The organism is Streptomyces sp. CLCI03 (genome assembly GCF_053615355.1).
On the sequence record NZ_CM132132.1, the window covers coordinates 8,309,256 to 8,326,528 of the forward strand.

13 protein-coding genes are annotated in these 17,273 nt (G+C 70.5%); 8 read left to right on the plus strand and 5 right to left on the minus strand.

The window, feature by feature from the left end; translation table 11 throughout:
- Positions 1–14: 14 nt before the first annotated feature.
- On the minus strand, positions 15–608 hold the full coding sequence (locus tag ACWG52_RS38410; protein ID WP_389817520.1) for a hypothetical protein: 594 nt from the start codon (positions 606–608) through the stop codon (positions 15–17).
- A 485-nt stretch (positions 609–1,093) separates the two neighbouring features.
- Between ACWG52_RS38410 and ACWG52_RS38415 the strand changes: the two genes are divergently transcribed.
- The 4 genes from ACWG52_RS38415 to ACWG52_RS38430 all read left to right on the plus strand — a co-directional run bounded on the left by ACWG52_RS38415 (position 1,094) and on the right by ACWG52_RS38430 (position 3,536).
- Positions 1,094–1,567, plus strand: a complete 474-nt coding sequence (locus ACWG52_RS38415; RefSeq protein WP_390168677.1) for a lamin tail domain-containing protein — start codon at positions 1,094–1,096, stop codon at positions 1,565–1,567.
- Between the two features lie 135 nt (positions 1,568–1,702).
- Complete coding sequence (locus ACWG52_RS38420) at positions 1,703–2,074, plus strand: hypothetical protein (protein ID WP_389815879.1); 372 nt, start codon at positions 1,703–1,705, stop codon at positions 2,072–2,074.
- Between the two features lie 148 nt (positions 2,075–2,222).
- On the plus strand, positions 2,223–2,681 hold the full coding sequence (locus tag ACWG52_RS38425) for a hypothetical protein (RefSeq protein WP_390141674.1): 459 nt from the start codon (positions 2,223–2,225) through the stop codon (positions 2,679–2,681).
- A 351-nt stretch (positions 2,682–3,032) separates the two neighbouring features.
- Positions 3,033–3,536, plus strand: coding sequence for a hypothetical protein (locus tag ACWG52_RS38430; RefSeq protein ID WP_453127345.1), 504 nt, complete (start codon positions 3,033–3,035; stop codon positions 3,534–3,536).
- Between the two features lie 157 nt (positions 3,537–3,693).
- Here ACWG52_RS38430 and ACWG52_RS38435 read toward each other — a convergent pair whose 3' ends face one another.
- The 3 genes from ACWG52_RS38435 to ACWG52_RS38445 all read right to left on the minus strand — a co-directional run bounded on the left by ACWG52_RS38435 (position 3,694) and on the right by ACWG52_RS38445 (position 10,666).
- Positions 3,694–5,883, minus strand: a complete 2,190-nt coding sequence (locus tag ACWG52_RS38435) for a hypothetical protein (RefSeq protein WP_390141673.1) — start codon at positions 5,881–5,883, stop codon at positions 3,694–3,696.
- Between the two features lie 78 nt (positions 5,884–5,961).
- Positions 5,962–10,290, minus strand: a complete 4,329-nt coding sequence (locus tag ACWG52_RS38440; RefSeq protein WP_453127347.1) for a hypothetical protein — start codon at positions 10,288–10,290, stop codon at positions 5,962–5,964.
- 4 nt (positions 10,291–10,294) lie between these two features.
- Positions 10,295–10,666: a hypothetical protein gene (locus tag ACWG52_RS38445; protein WP_390141671.1), complete on the minus strand. Its 372-nt coding sequence runs from the start codon at positions 10,664–10,666 to the stop codon at positions 10,295–10,297.
- 754 nt (positions 10,667–11,420) lie between these two features.
- Between ACWG52_RS38445 and ACWG52_RS38450 the strand changes: the two genes are divergently transcribed.
- A complete protein-coding gene (locus tag ACWG52_RS38450; protein ID WP_453127349.1) occupies positions 11,421–11,735 on the plus strand; it encodes a hypothetical protein in 315 nt (104 codons plus the stop codon).
- Between the two features lie 214 nt (positions 11,736–11,949).
- On the opposite strand, the gene ACWG52_RS38455 is transcribed toward ACWG52_RS38450, so the two are convergent.
- Positions 11,950–12,261 carry a transposase gene (locus tag ACWG52_RS38455; RefSeq protein ID WP_453127350.1) on the minus strand — a complete coding sequence of 104 codons (312 nt, stop codon included), beginning with the start codon at positions 12,259–12,261 and terminating at the stop codon, positions 11,950–11,952.
- A gap of 853 nt (positions 12,262–13,114) precedes the next feature.
- Between ACWG52_RS38455 and lanL the strand changes: the two genes are divergently transcribed.
- The 3 genes from lanL to ACWG52_RS38470 all read left to right on the plus strand — a co-directional run bounded on the left by lanL (position 13,115) and on the right by ACWG52_RS38470 (position 17,201).
- A complete protein-coding gene (gene lanL / locus ACWG52_RS38460; RefSeq protein ID WP_390168686.1) occupies positions 13,115–15,793 on the plus strand; it encodes a class IV lanthionine synthetase LanL in 2,679 nt (892 codons plus the stop codon).
- A 43-nt stretch (positions 15,794–15,836) separates the two neighbouring features.
- Positions 15,837–15,995, plus strand: coding sequence for a VenA family class IV lanthipeptide (locus tag ACWG52_RS38465; RefSeq protein WP_167745581.1), 159 nt, complete (start codon positions 15,837–15,839; stop codon positions 15,993–15,995).
- 108 nt (positions 15,996–16,103) lie between these two features.
- The gene (locus tag ACWG52_RS38470; RefSeq protein WP_453127352.1) at positions 16,104–17,201 is read left to right on the plus strand and encodes an ATP-binding cassette domain-containing protein; all 1,098 of its coding nucleotides are present in this window, start codon (positions 16,104–16,106) and stop codon (positions 17,199–17,201) included.
- Positions 17,202–17,273 lie beyond the last annotated feature (72 nt).

Genomic DNA, 17,273 nt, shown 5'->3' on the forward strand with positions numbered 1-17,273 from the left:
CGTACGCCGCGGACTCAGGTGGCAGCGTGCTCGACGGTGGAGAGGACCCGCACCAGCGCCGGCGCCGCGGGGGCCGACGCGAAGCCGAAGCGTACGGGCGGGATGACGGGAGCCAGTGCGCCGAGGTCGGTCCCGTCGAAGGAGACCCGGGCGCTCACGATCGGCCACAGTCCACCTGCCCCGTACCACTGGCGACATCCTGGGCGTGAGCTGCCCCGGGTCCGTACGCCGGACATCAGGCGTGCGGGCACGTCTGTCACGGCCGCCCACAGCGGCCGTCGGACGAGCGGCCAGGGGACGGCCCGCAGGACCAGGCCGAGGGCTCCCTGATGTCCGACCTGGAAGCGCAGATCCAGGGGCCCCGCCGCGACGGCCCAGGTGCTGTCGCGCGTCCGCACCTTCACGGGGTCCGTCCGGACCTCGTCGAAGTGGTAGGTGCCGGCGATGTACTCCGCCGTCCGGGGGGTGGGGGCGACCAGCGTGCGCCATCCGTCGGCGCGCTCCAGCATCACGTCGCTGAACGGCCCGAAGGGCGATCGTGGCCAGTGGCCCACGATCACGCGCGTACCGGACGCCGTGCCGACGGCAGCGATCCAGCCGTCGAACATCAGCCGTTCGCATCCCACGCCCCACTCGTACCCGTTCCGCGGCCACGTACACCGCCGGGTGGTCGTCCTCGTGCCGGCCCCCTTCTCGCCGGTCCGCGGTCCGCCCCCGCCCGTACGTCCGAGCGGTGGTGCACCAGTGGTTCGAGGAGGCGGCGGGAGCGCCTGTTACAAAGCGCCGAACCCATTCGGCGCCGGCATCCGGTATGGCGTGAATGAACTGCTTATCTGGCCGAAATCTCCTTGCGCCCGACAGGAAGGGCTGTCTCCACTTCCCGCGTCGAGCGAGTCAACTGACGTTTGACGCTTGCCTCTTACAAGGGAGAGTTACGGACATGTCCGCATTGGGCAACGCGCGTCGTGAGTTGTGGCGGTTGATGGCGGGTGCGGGCCAGAGTGTGGCTCCTCGGCAGGACGCCGGGAACCGCACGGAGCCCGCGCCCGGCTCACACGAGGCCGGGCCGGCTGACTTTGAAGGAGCCGTCTGCATGTCTGCTTCCCTCGCCACCCGCCGCGCCGTCACCACGGCACTGGCCACAGCCGCACTGATCGGTGCCGCCGCCCTCCCGGCCGCAGCCCACGACGACGACCGGCGTGACCACCGGGGTGGGCAGTCCTCGGTGGTCATCAGCGACGTCCGGTACGGGACCGCCGGCCGCGACCGCTCCGCCCGTGCGCTGAACCGCGAGTGGGTCGAGGTCAAGAACACCGGGCGCAGGAGCGTCAACCTGCGCGGCTTCACCCTCACCGACCGCCAGGGCAACCGCTACCGCTTCGCCGACTTCCGCCTGGACGGCCGCTCCAGCGTGAAGGTCCACACCGGCCAGGGCCGCGACACCCGCCACGACGTCTACCAGGACCGCCACCACCAGATCTGGGACGAGCGCGACACCGCCACCCTGCGCGACAACCGCGGCAACGTCATCGACACCGAGACCTGGGGCCGTCGCGGCCCCCGCTGATCCGACCCGGCAGCCACACCGTCGGGGACCGTGAACTGCCGGACACCACCAGCAACGGCGTGCCGCGGCCGACAGCCGCGGCACGCGACCCCCCGACGTGGCAGCAGTGGCTCACCCAACGCAGGTAGGTCCTTCGTGGAGTTCTGGCAGTACGACCCGTCCGAGGTCACGGTCCCTCAACTGGACCTCGACCCCTACCGTTTCCCCGGCGCCGACACCGCACCGCCCGCGGCCTACGACGCCCTTCCACAGAACCGCACCGGTGACACCGACCGGCAAACACCTCGCCTCGGCGCAGGGGAGCCGGTGGCACACGGGCGGGCGTCCGACCCCCGTCTTGCCTGGCCCCTGACGCCCGTGGACCGGCGGAGGCTGGACCTGCAAGCGGCGCTGACCACCATCGGCGTACCACCGCTCCCCGGTGATCTGGAATCCATCAACATCCTCTCGTCGCTCGACGACACGACCCACGCCACCCTCGTGCGGTGGATCACCACCTACCGCTGAACCCGAGGTCGGCGTTCTCGTCCCGGGCAAGCCCTCGCACGACGGGCCGGCCCGGTAAAACGGAGCGCGGACGTGGGGGATCCGTGTCTACGATCCGACCACGCGGCACCCAGCGGCCGATACCGGCGGCCTCTCGAGAGAAGGAACGATGGAGATCATCTTCCGGAAACTTCCGGACAACCGCCACGATCTCGAAGTGCGGGACCGGCGGGGCCCGGACGTGCGCCTGATGTCCCAGGCGACCGGTCCGAGCATGCCCCACGACTTCGTGCACGCGGCCGTCGAGAGCGCGCTCGCGATCACCGACGGATTCTGGGGAGCCATGGCGAGAGGGGCCACCTTCGAGGGATTCGAACCGACGACCCCGACCCGTCACCGCCGATCGGGCCTGAAGGTCCTGAGGCGCGGCGGAGAAGCGGTCCTGCGTGCCGAGCTCTGCGTCAACTGGGCCTACCGCGTCTGGTCCGGGCTGAGCACGGAGGGCAAGGGAGTGGGCCGGAGCCCTCTCGACGGCCGACAGGTCGCCCTTGCGTGCGCGGCGCTCGACCGCACCGCCGAGCGCTGGGCCGGACTGGGGGAGGGCCGAACGCTCACCTGGCGCTGGTAAGGACCGAGGCGCGCCACGAGGCGCAACCCCGCCCGCGGACCCGAGCCTCCCCACCACCCCTGCCGATCGGTGCACTGCGGGGTCGGCCGATACTGGGTGCCGGTAGCGCGATGAGGGTGGGGCATGGTGGGGCGAGGTCGGGCCGGGCGGGTCGTGGTGTGGGGGGCGGGGCTGTTGTTGACGGCGGGATGCCTCCCGTCCGCCGGCGGGTCGGACGCCCGATCCGGATCGGAGCGGCCGCGGGATCGACTCCTCGACGGGGGTGGGGTCGCCGTCCTGAGCGCGTGCGGGGAACGGGGTCATGTCCTGGATCCCGGACCGCGTCCGTCCGGGGGCTCGGCGACCCCTCAGATGGTGGTGCTCGCCTACGGCTACTCCAGCGAGGGGGCCGACGATCCGGGACGGATCACGATCAACCTGTCCATCGCCCCGGGCAGCGGTACACCGCTGGCCCTGGGCAGACCGCTGGGCGGGCGGGGCCCCGGTGTGGAGATCCATGGCCCGGACGGAATGGTGTTGGCCGCCCACAGCATGCCGGTGACGCTGGAAACGGACCCACTCGGCGAAGAACTCGTGGCGGGGCCCGAGCCGCTCAACTTCGAGATCGTCGTCCCGGCTGCCGCGATGTGCCCGGGTCACAGCCTCCGCGAGGCCGTGACGGAGGGCACCGAACCCGGCGAGAAGGCCCACACCCTCACGGTCGGCGTCCGCGACCCGGCCGTCGCCCGCCACGGCGTCGACGACGGCGGTGACCTGCTGGTCGCCTCCTGGCCTCCCGGCCCCGGACCGGCCGACGGCGGTGGCACCTTCCCCGACGACGAGACGCCCGGATCGTCCGCGGAAGCCACCGGCTGACCCCGCTCCCGGCCGGCGCCCGCGGAGCGTCAGGGCCCGCGCCGAACCGATTTCCGGACACGGTGGTTCCTACGGTGTCGGGTCCGGGGTGGCAGTTCCCAGGGCGGGCATCCGGTGCGCGAGGAAGCGCACACCGCCCGACTCTCCGGAAACGGACTCACCCACCCCGAGATCGGCGCGGCTCTTCCTCAGCCCTCACGCCGCCGGACGGAGCCTGCGGGAGGTCTTCGCCGTACTCGGCGTCTCCTTCCGCATGGAGATCCCTTCTGCGTCCCACCCAGCGTCGGGCCCATGCGCGAAGGCCCTTCCTCGGTGATTCCCGCTGCTCCGGCACCATCAGTTCGAGGTTGTGCCGGTAGAGGTGTTCCTGGGGATGGTTCTCCGGCAGTGCGGTGAGGGCTTGCTCTGCGGAGGCGATCGCCGCCCGCAGGTCGTCGCGGCTGCCGGCCAGCTGAAATCTGGCGTACAGGGCCGAACCGAGGTTGACGAGCAGTTGATGCCGGTTTGCATGGTCCTCGGGAGTCGCCGCCAGGGCCGCGCGCAGGGTGGACACGCCCGATTCCAGATCGTCGGCCCGATGGAACAGCTGGTACCGCTTCAGCCGTAGTGCGCCGAGTATTCCGAGGAGCCTGCGGCGGTCCATCTCTTGGAGACCGGGCGTATTCACGGCCCGGTCGCAGGCCTCGATGGCGCCGTCCGCGCCCTGGCCGCCGCCCGAGTGCTCGTGCTGAAGAGTGAGTACGACGGCGAGGTTTCCGACTGCCGCGGGCCACACGCGGTCGTTCTCGTCGGTTTCGGCGACCGCCTCTTCGGCGGCCTGCACCGCCGCCGCCAGATCGTCGGGGTCCGCGTGTGCTTCGAACAGGACCCTGAGGCTGAAGGACAGGTCGCTGAGGCAGGACGCCCGCACGGGGTCGCCGGGCGGCGCGGCGGCGACAGCCTGCCGGATGGCCTCGACCGCCTCCGTCAAGTGCGCCGTGTTTCCGTTGCGTTCGTACAGCCGGTGCAGGGAACTGCCGAGGCCCGACAGATGGACCGGTACGTCGCGGTGCCCGGCGGGGATCGTGTCCGCCGACTCCCGGAAGGCCGCTACGGCCTCCTCGATGTCCTGCGTGGCCCCGTTCGCCTCGAACCTGATCCGAAGGCTGAGGCCCAGGTTCTGGAGGTGGGACGCGTGCTGGGAGAGGTCGACGTGAGGTACCCGAAGCGCGTCGCGCGAGGCCTGCACCGCCGCGTCGAGGTGGCTCGGCACACCGGTCCGCTCGTAGCGGGTCCGGTGGGCACTCGCCAGGGCGTCGAAGGCCGTGGCACGGTCCCGGTCGCGCATCGTCGCGCCGGCGACGGCCTCGGTCGCGGTGCGGATCGCGGCGTCGGCGTCCGCGGCGGGGCCGTCCGTGCCGGCCGACCAGTCGGCCAGGGTCGCGAGACGGCGCGGGGTCTCGCGGTCGTCGGCCCGGCTCGCGCGCACCGCCCGGGTCATGGCGTCGACGGCGGCGAGCAGGTCGTCGGCCTGCCGGTCGCGGCGATGGCGTTCGTGCAGGACCTCGGCGAGCACCGCCAGATGGCTCGCCCGCTCCGGGCCGTCCTCCGGGATGTGCGGCAGGGCCTCTTCACAGGCCTGGACGGCTGCCGCGGCATCCTCGGCTCCGCCCGTGGCCCTGTACCGGTGGAGGAGCAGCAGTGCGTACGAGCCCAGGCTCGACGCCCATCGGCGGGTGCCGACGGGTTCGTTGCGCACCGCTCGGCGACAGATCGTGATGGCTGTGTCGAGGTCTTCGGGAAGCTTGGTCACCTCGTGTCTGGCGAACTGGATGTCGGCGTACGCGGTCCAGGCGGAGCGCTGGTCGCGGCTGCCGAGCGCTTGTCGTACGAGCGTGTCGGCCCGGTCGAGGTCGGCGACGGTCCTCGTCCGCCTGAACCGGGCGAGGAACGCCCGCGCCGCGTTCGTCAGCACCATCGGACGGTTGGGATCACCGGCGAGGGACAGTCGCAGCGCCTCCTCGATCGAGGAGACCGCCTCCTGCACGTCCTCATGGCGTCCCGTCCGATCGGCTCGGGCGAGCAGCGACACGGAGAGATTGGAGCGAAGGGCGGTGTGCGCGGAGTGACCGGCCGGGCAGGTGGCGGTCGCCAGGCGGCCGTGCTCGATGGCGCGGTCGAGATCGGCGGGGTCACCGCGCAGTTCGAAGCGGAGCTGCAGAGCCGCACCGAGTGCCGCGAAGTGCACGGGCAGCGCGACATCGTCCCCCGGTGTGCCGGCGACCGCCCGGTCGAGGAGGGCGACGGCCCGGTCGAGGCACGACGGATCGTCCGAGGCCCGCGCCTCGGCGATCAGGGAGAGCGCCACCCGTCCCAGGCGTGTGGTCTCGGGTTCCGCTGGTGGCTGCAGGTCGATGAGAACTCCTCGTGGTGATGCGTGATGCCGTCAGCCGATTTTCGAGATGCAGAACGTCGGCCGGTGAGCACCGGGCCGGAGGGCTCGCGTGACCCCTTGCTCCAGGACGCGGGCGGCGCTCTTCACCGGCCATGGCATCCGCTCGGCCAGCGGCGACCCGGACAGGCGCTCCCACAGGGCGCGCATGCGCTCGTCGAGGTCGGATCGGGTCATGGCGCCAACCGCGTCCAGCGCACCCTGGCAGGCGCGCAGGCTCCCGTCGGCGGGTAGCCGCCGGCCGAACTCGGCGACGACGACCGCAGACATCAGGTCGTTGACGGGCAGGATCGGCGCGACGACATGGCGGCAGCCGGATACCAGTGCCGCGTTCGACAACGACACCGACTCGCGTTCATGGTGCTCGTCGAGGCGACGGCCCATCTCGCACGAGGCGAGGAAGAGCATGTCGATGTGGGCCAGGGAATGCCGGGTGGCGATGTCCAGCACGGACAGGCCGTCCGCGCCGATCATCAGCGAGGACCCGAGCAGGCCGCCACGGCCCTGTGCGCCGTGGCAGCTGGCGACGATGACCGAGGCGTCGGGAAGGTGACGGCCGAACGTCTGCGCGCTCGAGTCCGAGCCCAGGAGGCTGCTGACCTCCAGGCCGGCGATCTCCCGCAGTGCCGCCGCCTCCAGCCAGGGACCCAGCAGGGTGTTCGAAGCATCCCCGATGTGCAGCAGCCGGGTCGGTCGTTCCGAGACGACGGGGTCCGCTTCGCGCGGCTGAGCGAATCGCACGCTGGGCAGGTGGTTCAGCGTCCGGGACTCCCCGAGTTCCACAAGAGCCGCGGCCGCGAACGCATGTTCGTTGAGTAGGGCCAGCTCCGGCCGCTGACCGGCCGCGATCAGGATCGGCCGCAGATCCTCCGGATCGAATCCCCGGTCGGCGCACTCCCGTAGGGCCGATGCCCACGACCGGCACAGTCCTCGCAGCAACTCCTCGTCGTCCGCGCCGAACACATCCGTGTCGGCCACGTCGAGGGGACCGAAGGTCAGTGCGCCTCGACCGGCGACGAGATGGACCATGCGGAGGCGGCCGTCATGGACGAACTGATAGGTCACGATGCCAGAGCGGTCGGCGACGCCCACAGCACCGTCGACGTCGATGTCCTGGAAGATGTGCTGCCAGTCCTCCCTCGCGATGCCGAACTCCGCGGGGGGCGTTTCGCTCGCGTGTGCGGCCAGGCGTTCCCACAGGGCGCGGCCCGAAAGATCGGTGTCCACGTCGTCGTTCGGGTCGGCCGCTTCCTCGTCGATGCCCAGCCGGAGTCGTCTGAGGAGCCGGAGGCGTCCCTGCTCCAGCACTTCGACCACGGAAGGGATGTCCTGCGCGTCCGCTGCCGCCGCAGCGACCATCAACTGAGCCGTGTCGCAGTGGTCGTCATGGGTCAGTTCGTCGAAACGGGTGGCCACGCCGATCTCTTCGTCCTGAAGGAAGGTCAGCCGGTCGAGTTCGGCCCGGATGGAGTGGATGTCTCCGAGGCGCATCAGAGCCTGCACCCGGACCTGTCTGATGTACGCCTCGAGCGCGGGCGTCGCTCGCCGTGCCAACGCGTCGAGGTCCGGCAGTGCCGCGGACAACGCAGCGGTGTCGCCCGTCACCAGCAGCAGATTCGCCCGGCACACCGGGGCCCGGGACCGGACGGCCATGTCCGTGGCAGGGTCCGTTTCCGTCGTGACCGCCCGCTGCAGCGCACGTAGTGCCGCCTCCGCCTCCTCCTCCAGACCGTCGGAGCCGAACTTCCGTGCCAGCACCGTGACCGCGAGTGCCTGATGGACCGCGAACGCCGGGTGGTGAGCCAGCGGATTGCGTAGCAGCACACGCAGTTGGCGTAGGCCTTCCGCGCGATCACCGTCGGACGCGGCGGATTCGACCATGAGCATCGCGTAGTCGCACTCGATGGCGTCGGCGGGGACCGGCGGATCCGGCATCGACCGGGCTTCCTCCAGGGCGAGGCGCAGATACTGCTGGGCGACGACGCGGAGACCGGCGTGGCGCGCGCATTCCCCCACCGCGTAGCGGACGGCCGCCCTGATCGGTTCCGACACTTCCTCGGAGGCGCGCACGAACTCTTCGAGCACCTTGGCGACGGCCCAGTGGTGGCGGCGGGCGCGGCGGTCGTGGTCCGGCCGGTCGGCGTTGGCCAACAGCCAGCTCAGCAGGGTGGCCGCCGCTTCTTCGTCGTGCCCCCGCTCGCTGTAGCGGGCGCAAGCCTTGAGGGTTTCGACGAGCGTCGTCTCCCGCGTTCCGAGCTGTGTCGTCACGTGGACGTCAGGCCCTGAGGCCTCCTCGGCACGATGCGTGCGCACCATGGCTGCGGCCAGGCGGATGTCCTCGGGGCCGAGGCAGGCGAGGTCGGCGATCCAGCGCTGGGTCAACGCCGCCAGGGCGGCCAGCCCCATCTCACCGTGACTCAGTACGCCGGGCAGGTCGTCGAACAGGGTCCGGGCCGCGAGCGCGGTCTCCCGTCCGAACGGTCGCGCCGTCGATCGGGTGGTGTCCGAGACGGCGTTGATCAGATTGACGGCGGCCACCCTCCAGGAGCCGAGGTTCAGTTCGGGGTGCGTCGCCATCAGCCGCAGACAGTCCGCGTGATGCGTCACCAGGGCGGTGCCGTCCGCGCACTCCCGGGCGACCAGGGCCCGTACCCGGGTCAGATCGACCTCCAACGCGACGGCCGCCGTCGCGTCCACGCGACGATGCTCCTCGATTCGACGGCCCAGGTCGACGACGACGGCGTCCATGTCGTCCCCCTCGATCAGGGTCCGCACCTTGGCCGCCTGCAGTTCGGCGCGCAGGACGTCGTAGGCGGCGGCGTCGGAGGGCTCGGCCCGTCGGGCGTGCTCGGCGAGACGGACCATTTCCCGGGTCCACCGTGCCGCGATGCGCTCGTGCCGCATATCGACGGCGACGGGCATGACGGTTCGCCAGCCTTCGTACAGGGCCTCGTACCGCGCGGATTCCGGCAGCCGCAGGGCCAGGTCGTACATGAAGGACAGCAACTCGCCCCAGCGCTCAGCGGGAGTCCCGCTGCCTGCCAGGTCCATGCAGGCGTGGAAGAAGTAGCCGGCGGCCTGGGGGGTTTCCTGCTCGTCCAGCGATCCGAAGAGCGACATCAGCTCCGGCAGAGCCGACTCCTCACCCTGCTGACCGGCGAGCACCGCCGCGGACACCCGGGACGCCAGGTCCGTCAGCATCGCCATGGATGCCGGATCACGCGCAGCGTCGCGCCAGTCCGGGACCATCAGTTCTTCCGGCGGCACAAACCGTCCGCCGAGCCGGTATCCCATCAGGATCACGACCAGGCCCAGGGGATAACCCCCGACGAGGAGGAGCGCGGACGCGTACTCCCGCAGATCCTGCGGAAGAGGGGCGCCGGCGGGAAGCTCCTCGGCGAGCGGGATGTCGTCGGCCTCGGCGGAGAGCAGGAAGCCGAACCAGTCCGTGAGCGGGGGACGCAGGGATTCGTCGGGTGTCGGTTCGTCCAGCTCCCGGAGCCAGTCGCCCGCCCACCGTTGCCAGAGCCGCAATCGCAGTCGCCACCGGTCGTGTTGCGGCAGTTCGGCGAACCGGGACCGGTGCAGGCATGCCAGGATCCTGACGCGTAGGGAGGCTCCCTCGGCAAGATCGTGCGGGTGTACCTCCTCGGCGGCGAACGAGAGGTCCAGCGCTTCGTGGAAGGCCGCCGGCCCCCGGGCGCAGAGCAACCCCAGGAAGCTCCGGTTGGCCAGAGTCAGGGCGATCCGGCGCTGATCCGGCTGCGCGTCCTCGTCGAGCAGCCGGATCGTACGTTCGAACGCGACGCACGCCTCGTCGAAGTGCTCCTGGAGGGCGGGTTTCGGCCCGGTCTCCATCAGCTGGAGACGGCCCTCGGCCACGCCTTGTTGGAGTTCGCTGTGCGCCGACAGACCGCGGAGGATCAGCAGGTTCCGGTCGAGGAAGGACTGTGCCGCACGGAGCCGAGCCAGGTCGACGCCCTCCAGCCGCACGGTCTGAGCGAGGAGGTCCACATCCCGTTCCAGATCCTCGACGGACCCCTGGAGGACGTAGCCGACATCCGTCTGGCACGCCAGGAGGGCGTGGTCGACGGCCTGTACCGCGTGTCCGCGGCAGCCCAGTTGCGTCAGCCGCCGATGTCCGACACTCACGTCGTGATGCACCAGCGCACGGAGTTCGGTCGCGGGGATCAGGTCGAGAACCGTGGTCAGGAGGGCAACGGCCTCGGTGAGGGAGGGCTCGGTTCGTCGGTCGAGCAGCCGACGGCCTTCGGTCCACATCTCGTACGCACGACGGTAGCCGTCAGCCGTGGGCTCGTCCACGGACTCATCCCTGGTCAGGCCGGTTCCCTCGGACGCGCCTGAGGTAGGCCGCGATCTCCTCGTCGGTGGTGTCCGCGTCGATCACCAGCGGGGTGTCGTCGTCCGGCGTGCGCAGTGTCGGCCGGTCGTCCGCCTTCCGCTGCTTCAGCCAGCCTTGTATCGCGGCGGTCAGCGAGGCGACGGCGCTCTCGGTGAGCTTCGTCGCCACGACGGTCGACACGGCGGTCGACACCGCGAGTACCACGGCAGGCACCAGGGCGGGATCGATCCGGTCCTCACGTATATACGGCCAGACGATGTCTTGTTCCATCAGCCCGTAGGCGAACTCGGACGGCAACTCCAGCAGGACTTCCGGTGGGGAGTCGGTCTCGGACATCGTTCTCCCTAGCTCGGGCGCCCACACACGGCGTCCAGTCAGATGATCAAATGACAGGATAGAGGCGGATGTTCTCCCCCACAGGAGAATGTGCCATTCCGGACCGAGCTGTTCGTAGGCCCGGTCGGTGTCGAGGGAAGTGGGGAGAGGGTGAGTCCGTAGGGTGCGCAGCTTCCCGGCGGTGGCCGTTCCTCTGAACCAGCCGTGGACGCCCACGCATCCGCCCGATGGAGATCCAGGGGGGAGCATCGGTACTGCCTGCAGCCATCGATGGAGCTGCGCCACGCACGTGACGGAGCCTGCCGTTCGGTGGCGTCAGAACGTATCGCCTGAAGGAGACCTTGATGGCCACACGGACCCCGCGCGCCCAACGCCCGTAGGGGAGAAGGGTCGTCGAGACCCCGCCCGCCGATTTCCTGATCAGGCCCGATGGTCGGCCCACCTCGTCGTCTCGACCTCCCATTGCGTCCGATCGGTGACGTGGAGCTCGGTGAGGCACCCGTATCGAGAGGGCTGACCCTTTCGCGGGGCCGACAACCGGCTGCCGGGCCGCCCGGGCGGGCCGCCGATATCCTGGTATCGAGATCGGGGGCTTTCCTCATCCGGAGGGCAGCACGATGCGGCGTCGGTACCTCATGCTCCTCGCAGCTCCGCTGCTCGCCTCCTCGGTGGCCCTCGCCCCCGCCCACGTGGCGCAGGCCGCAGCCGCCGGGACGAGCGGGCTCCAGCAGGCGGTGAAGTCACCAAAGTCGAAGTGGTCACCCTGCTGAAGCCGGGGGAGACCGTCGAGTGCAACGGCACTCCTGCAGCCATGGCCTTCGACGGAAAGGTCACGGCGACCGGGCCGGGCACGGTCCGCTACCACTGGACCGTGAACGCCGACCGGGCCCGGGTCTCCCCGGGAACCTTCGCCTTCGGCGCGGGAACCTCCACCAAGGTCGCCCTTCAGGTCGTGGACATGCCGGCGCCCAAGAACGCCAAGGCGGTGACCGGGTACGTCACGCTCCACCTGCCGGACCAGAAGAAGAGCGTCCGCAGTGAGCAGGTCACGTTCCCCTGCAAGAAGTGAGCCCTGCTTCTCCATGCGCTCGCCCAGACGTGCGTCGGGGCGTTTGCGGGGGTGGCCGACTCGGCCGGCGACCGGTGGGATGCCCTCGACCAGGGCGAGGGCCCGGGTGACGGCGTCGACGTCGGCCGCGGTGGTGATGACGTTGAGCAAGTGATGGTTGCTGCCGGTCTCGCGGGGGTCGACCAGCGACGCGTTCGGCGCGGCGCCCCACTCTTCACGTGCACGTGGCAGCATTCCCGCAGGCGCACGTCCGGTCGTTCAGGCGGGCCGCGTTCAACTCGGCCAGGAGTACGCGATGCAGGGCATCGAATACCCCGGCTTCCCGCCGGCGACGGAGTTGGCGCCGGCAGGTCTGCCCGAAGCAGAGACCCAGCTCCACCGGCAACTGCTGCCAGGCGATGCCGGTGTAGAGCACGAACAGGATGCCCTGCGGGCACAGCCGGTCGGTCGGGGACCGGCTCGGGTCCGGGCGAGCGTTCCATGCGTACAGATCCGTACAAGTGCGCGACCGGGCAGGTTGGTTCACGTCCGGTCGCCTGCGCGCGGCCCAGCCCCGGACCCCGTCCGGCCAGGCACTCGGCGGCCGATGGCGACGGCGTGAGCGCGGGCACGGCCGGCTCGTCCATCACCGAAGCTCACTTGTCCGCGGGCTCGTTGATCAAGTCGATCCATGCGACTTCGCGAGTGGCCGGTGGGCGCCCGCGAGATCCCTCTCCTCATCGCCCGTCTCGGCGGCCATCGCATTCCTGATCAGACTCCGGGAAAGACCGGGTTGCTGTTTTCGGTCGAATCCGGCTCGCGTTCGCGCTCTCGCCGGCCCTTGCACGGTTCCTGTCGGGCTGCAGCTCAGACGCGTGATCGAAAATCATGGAGACGTATACGATCACGCTCCGTAGCTGGTTGGCGACGTGGCGGAATCGGGCTCTTTACTGGGAGTCGGATCGAGGGAAAGCTGTAGGGCGGAAGCAGCGGCCGATGGAATTCGCCGCAGAAGTGGATGCGTCTCACGGCGAATGTGAATTCAGGAAGAATGCTTTTTCGCTTCACCGGGATTCAATGTCTCGCAGGATATGTGCAGCGGTTCGTTTCTGATCGACCCGGTCGACTCCATTCCCTCCCGTTGCCCAAATACAGCAGGTGTGCCAGTGGCGCAAGGTGCGTCGGTCACGTCAGTGGTGCTCGCGGGCGGACATGCGGAGGATTTCCCACCCTTCACGCTCCCTCTTCGCCCTCCTCCTGCGCTGGTGTGCGCAAGTCGGTAATGGAACAACACCGTGCGCTCGCCGCAACGACTGACGCCGGCCGGGCGCGGAATATAACGTTCTTTCTTACCCAAGGCATATTCAAGTCGGCGGTCCTCACCATCGAGAGGGACGGGCATGACAAGCCACGCAACCGAAGTCGACCTCGAAGATCTGCTCCGCCAGGCGCTGGACGCCACCACCGAGGGCGCGCTGTGGACCACCGAAGTGGACGAGACGTGGTGCCGCCTCACGCCCCCGTCCGCCACGCCGCGCAAGCAGGGCTGGAAGCTGCACGTTTCGGCGACGTCCGCGTCCGCACCGACAGTCCTCGCCAAGGCCCTGGACGTGCTGCTACGGGAGGAGTCGGCGTTCAAGTTCACCCGGTACCTGTCGAAGGTCAGCGCGCTCAACTCCCGCGGCACGCCACGGGGGAGCGCGGGCAAGTTCATCACCGTATACCCGAACTCGGACACCGATGCGGCCCGCATCGCTCTGGAACTTCACAGGGCGACACAGGGGCTGGCCGGCCCCCGGATCCTGTCGGACCAGCCCTACGCGGCGGACAGCCTGGTGCACTACCGCTACGGCGCGTTCGTCGCCCGGCGGCGGCTGGCCGAGGACGGGCTGATGGTGTGGTACATCGAGGACCCTGAGGGCAACCCGGTGGAAGACGAGCGCCTCGGTCGGTACTCCCCACCCTCCTGGGCGGTCAGTCCCTTCCCCCCTTCGGTACCGCTTCCACCGCGTGCCGAGAAGTCGCCGAGCGGACCGGTCCTGCTGGGCGGTCGCTTCTCGGTACGGGAGGCGATCCGCCACACGAACAAGGGCGGCGTCTACCGAGGTTCGGACGTCACCACAGGCGCACCCGTCGTCATCAAGGAGGCACGGCCGCACGTCGACGCCGACGCATCCGGCCGCGACGTCCGCGACTGGCTGCGCGCCGAGGCCCGAACGCTGGAGAAGCTCCACGGCACCGGCCTGACACCGGAACTGCTGGCCATGTTCGAGCACGGCGGACACCTGTTCCTGGCTCAGGAGGAAATCCCGGGCATCTCCCTGCGCAACTGGGTCGCCGAGCACTTCCGCGATGTCGGAAGCGAGCGGTACCGCGCCGACGCCCTCGCACAGGCCGGCCGCCTCGTGGACCTCATGGCATCGGCCCACGCCCACGGGTGCGTCCTGAGGGACTTCACGCCCGGAAACATCATGGTGCGGCCGGACGGTGCCTTGCGCCTCATCGACCTGGAGCTCGCCGTCCTCGACGACGACGAGGCAGAAGCCCTGCCGACGAAGGTCGGAACCCCCGGCTTCAGCGCCCCGGAACGGCTGACGGACGCACCCGTCTCAGCGACGGCCGACTACTACAGTCTCGGCGCCACCCTGTGCTTCGTCCTCATCGGGACGGTCCCGCACCTGCTGCCCGAGGAGCCCGCGACCAGGGCCCCCGAGCAGCGGCTCGCCGAGTGGCTGGCCGCGTGCGACGGTGCACTCCCGCTCCCCGACGGCCTGAGCGAGGTGATCCTCGGGCTGATGAGGGACGATCCGGCCGATCGATGGGACCCGGCCAAGGCGAGCGCAGCCCTGCGCCGCACGAAGCGGGCGTTCCCGAACCGCCCCGCCTCCGGCGCGGCGCGCACGCAGCCGTGGCACGACACGACGGACGAGGTGGTCGCGCGGACGGTGGACCACCTCGTCGAATCGATGACCCCGCAGGACGCGGGGCGGCTGTGGCCCGTCTCCACCATGGCGGGGGAAGCCGACCCCTGTACGGTGCAGCAGGGCGCGGCCGGGGTCCTGGCCGTCCTCGCACGGTACTTCGAGCTCACACGCGACTCGCGCCTGCCGGAGCTGATCTCCGCCGCCGGCCACTGGATCGTGGCCCGCACGGACACCCGTTCCATACGCCCCGGCCTGCACTTCGGTGGCCGCGGCACCGCCTGGGCGCTCTACGACGCAGGACGTGCCATCGGCGACGAGGCCCTCATGGGCCACGCCACGGCCCTGGCCCTGGCCCCGCAGGAACCGACGGCCAGCCACGACATCACCCACGGCTCCGCGGGCAGCGGACTCGCCGCCGCCCACCTGTGGCAGCGCACCGGCGACCCGCGCTTCGCCGAACTCGTCGTCGACGCGGCCGACCGGTTGGCCGCCGCCGCTCGGCACGAGCCGTCCGGCGTGAGCTGGCCCGTTCCCGCGGAGGCGGTTTCCAAGGAGGCCGGCAAACGCTACCTCGGCTTCGCGCACGGAACGGCCGGCATCGGTTGCTTCCTCCTCGCCGCAGCGGCCGTGTCCAAGCGCCAGGAACACCTGGACCTGGCCGTCGCCGCAGGGGAGTACATGACGGCCAACGTCGTGATGGTCGGCGAGGCGGCCCAGTGGCCGGCCCAGGCCACGGACGCGCCCACGGCCCCGTACTGGTGCCACGGCTCGGCAGGCATCGGTTCCTTCCTGCTCCGGCTGTGGCGGACCACCGGCGACGACCGGTTCGGCGAGCTCGCCCACCACGCGGCACAGGCCGTCCTGGAGCGCGCCACCCGCGCCCCCCTCACCCAATGCCACGGACTCGCGGGCAACGGCGACTTCCTCCTCGACATGGCCACGGCCACGGGGCGCCCCGTCTACCGCGCGATGGCCGCAGACCTGGCCCGTCTCATCGTCTCCGAACGGGCCCACCGCGACAGCCACGTCGTCTTCCCCAACGAGTACGGGGACGTCTCGACGAGCTGGAGCGACGGATCCGCAGGAATCCTCGCGTTCCTCCTGCGGATCCGCCACATGGACCCCCGGCACTGGATGATCCAGCAGCCGGGTTGAGCGGCAGGAACCCTGCCGCCGCCTCGAAGAGAAGGAGAATGTCATGGAGAACCACGACCTCGAGCTCCTCGCCCACCTCCACGCCCTCTCGGAGACCGACCCGGTCGGCGTCGACGGAATCCCGTTCGACGGCACCTGCCAGTGCGCCGGCATCCTGACCATCATCCTGACGGTCTGTGTGGGCAACACCTGCAACGGCTGACCTGACAACGGCTAGACGAAATCCGGCCGGGGGCCGCCCTCGGGCAGCCCCCGGCCGGTGCGCAGGTGCCCGAACCCGCCGACCGGAGCCGCAGACGAGGACCTCACCATGCAGACACATTCCGGTGACGGAGCCCCCACCCGGGCGACGCTCCTGACGGCCGGCGCCACAACCACGGGAGCGACCACGACCGAGACCCCCCCGGATCCGGTGTACGCCATCAGCACGCGCGGTCTGGTGAAGAGCTACCCGGGCCCCGACAACACCACGACGCACGCCCTTCGAGGCGTGGACCTGGACGTGTTCCAAGGCGAGACCTTCGCCTTCCTCGGCCCCAACGGCGCGGGCAAGTCCACCACCATCGCCCTGCTGTGCGCCCTCGCCCGCCCCACCTCCGGAAGGGCGACCGTGGCCGGTGTCGACGTCCTCGACCGACCGGACCTGATCCGACGCCAGGTCGGCATGCTCTTCCAGCACAGCGCCCTGGACCCGGACCTGACGGCCGAGCAGAACCTGCACATCCACGCACGCCTGTACGGGCTCAGCCGCGGCGACGCCCGCCGACGCGCCACGGAGACGCTGGAAGCGGTCGGACTGACCGACCGGCGACGCTCGCCCGTACGCACCCTGTCCGGCGGCATGCGACGCCGCCTCGAACTGGCCCGCGGCCTGCTGCACGCGCCGCGGATCCTGTTCCTCGACGAACCGACCACCGGGCTCGACCCCCACGCCCGCGCCCAGGTCTGGGAGTACCTGCGCGCACTGCGCGAGCGTCAGGGCACCACGCTCTTCGTCACCACCCACTACCTGGAGGAGGCGGAGAACTGCGATCGCCTCGCCATCATCGACAGCGGCCGTCTGGTGGCACAAGGCACGCCCGGCTCCCTGAAGGCCGAGATCGGCGACGACCGCGTGGTGCTCCGCACCGGCGACGACCAGGCGGCCCACCAGGTCGTACGCCGCACCGCACCCCCGGGCACACCCATCGACCTGGACGCTGAGGGGATCACCCTCCGCGTACCCGACGGCAGCTCCTGGATCCCCCGCCTGTGCGAGGCCCTCGGCTCCCGCGGCATCCCCGTACACGCGGCTTCCGCGACCCCTCCGACACTCGACGACGTCTTCTTCCACCACACCGGCCGCAGCATGCACACGACCCGGCCCCTCGCGCCCGCAACCACCCCCCGACCCGAGGAGAGCCCGTGACCACCACACCCGCCCTCCACGCCACGGACTCCTCGGACACCCCCGACGGCACCCATCAGCCGACAGGCAACG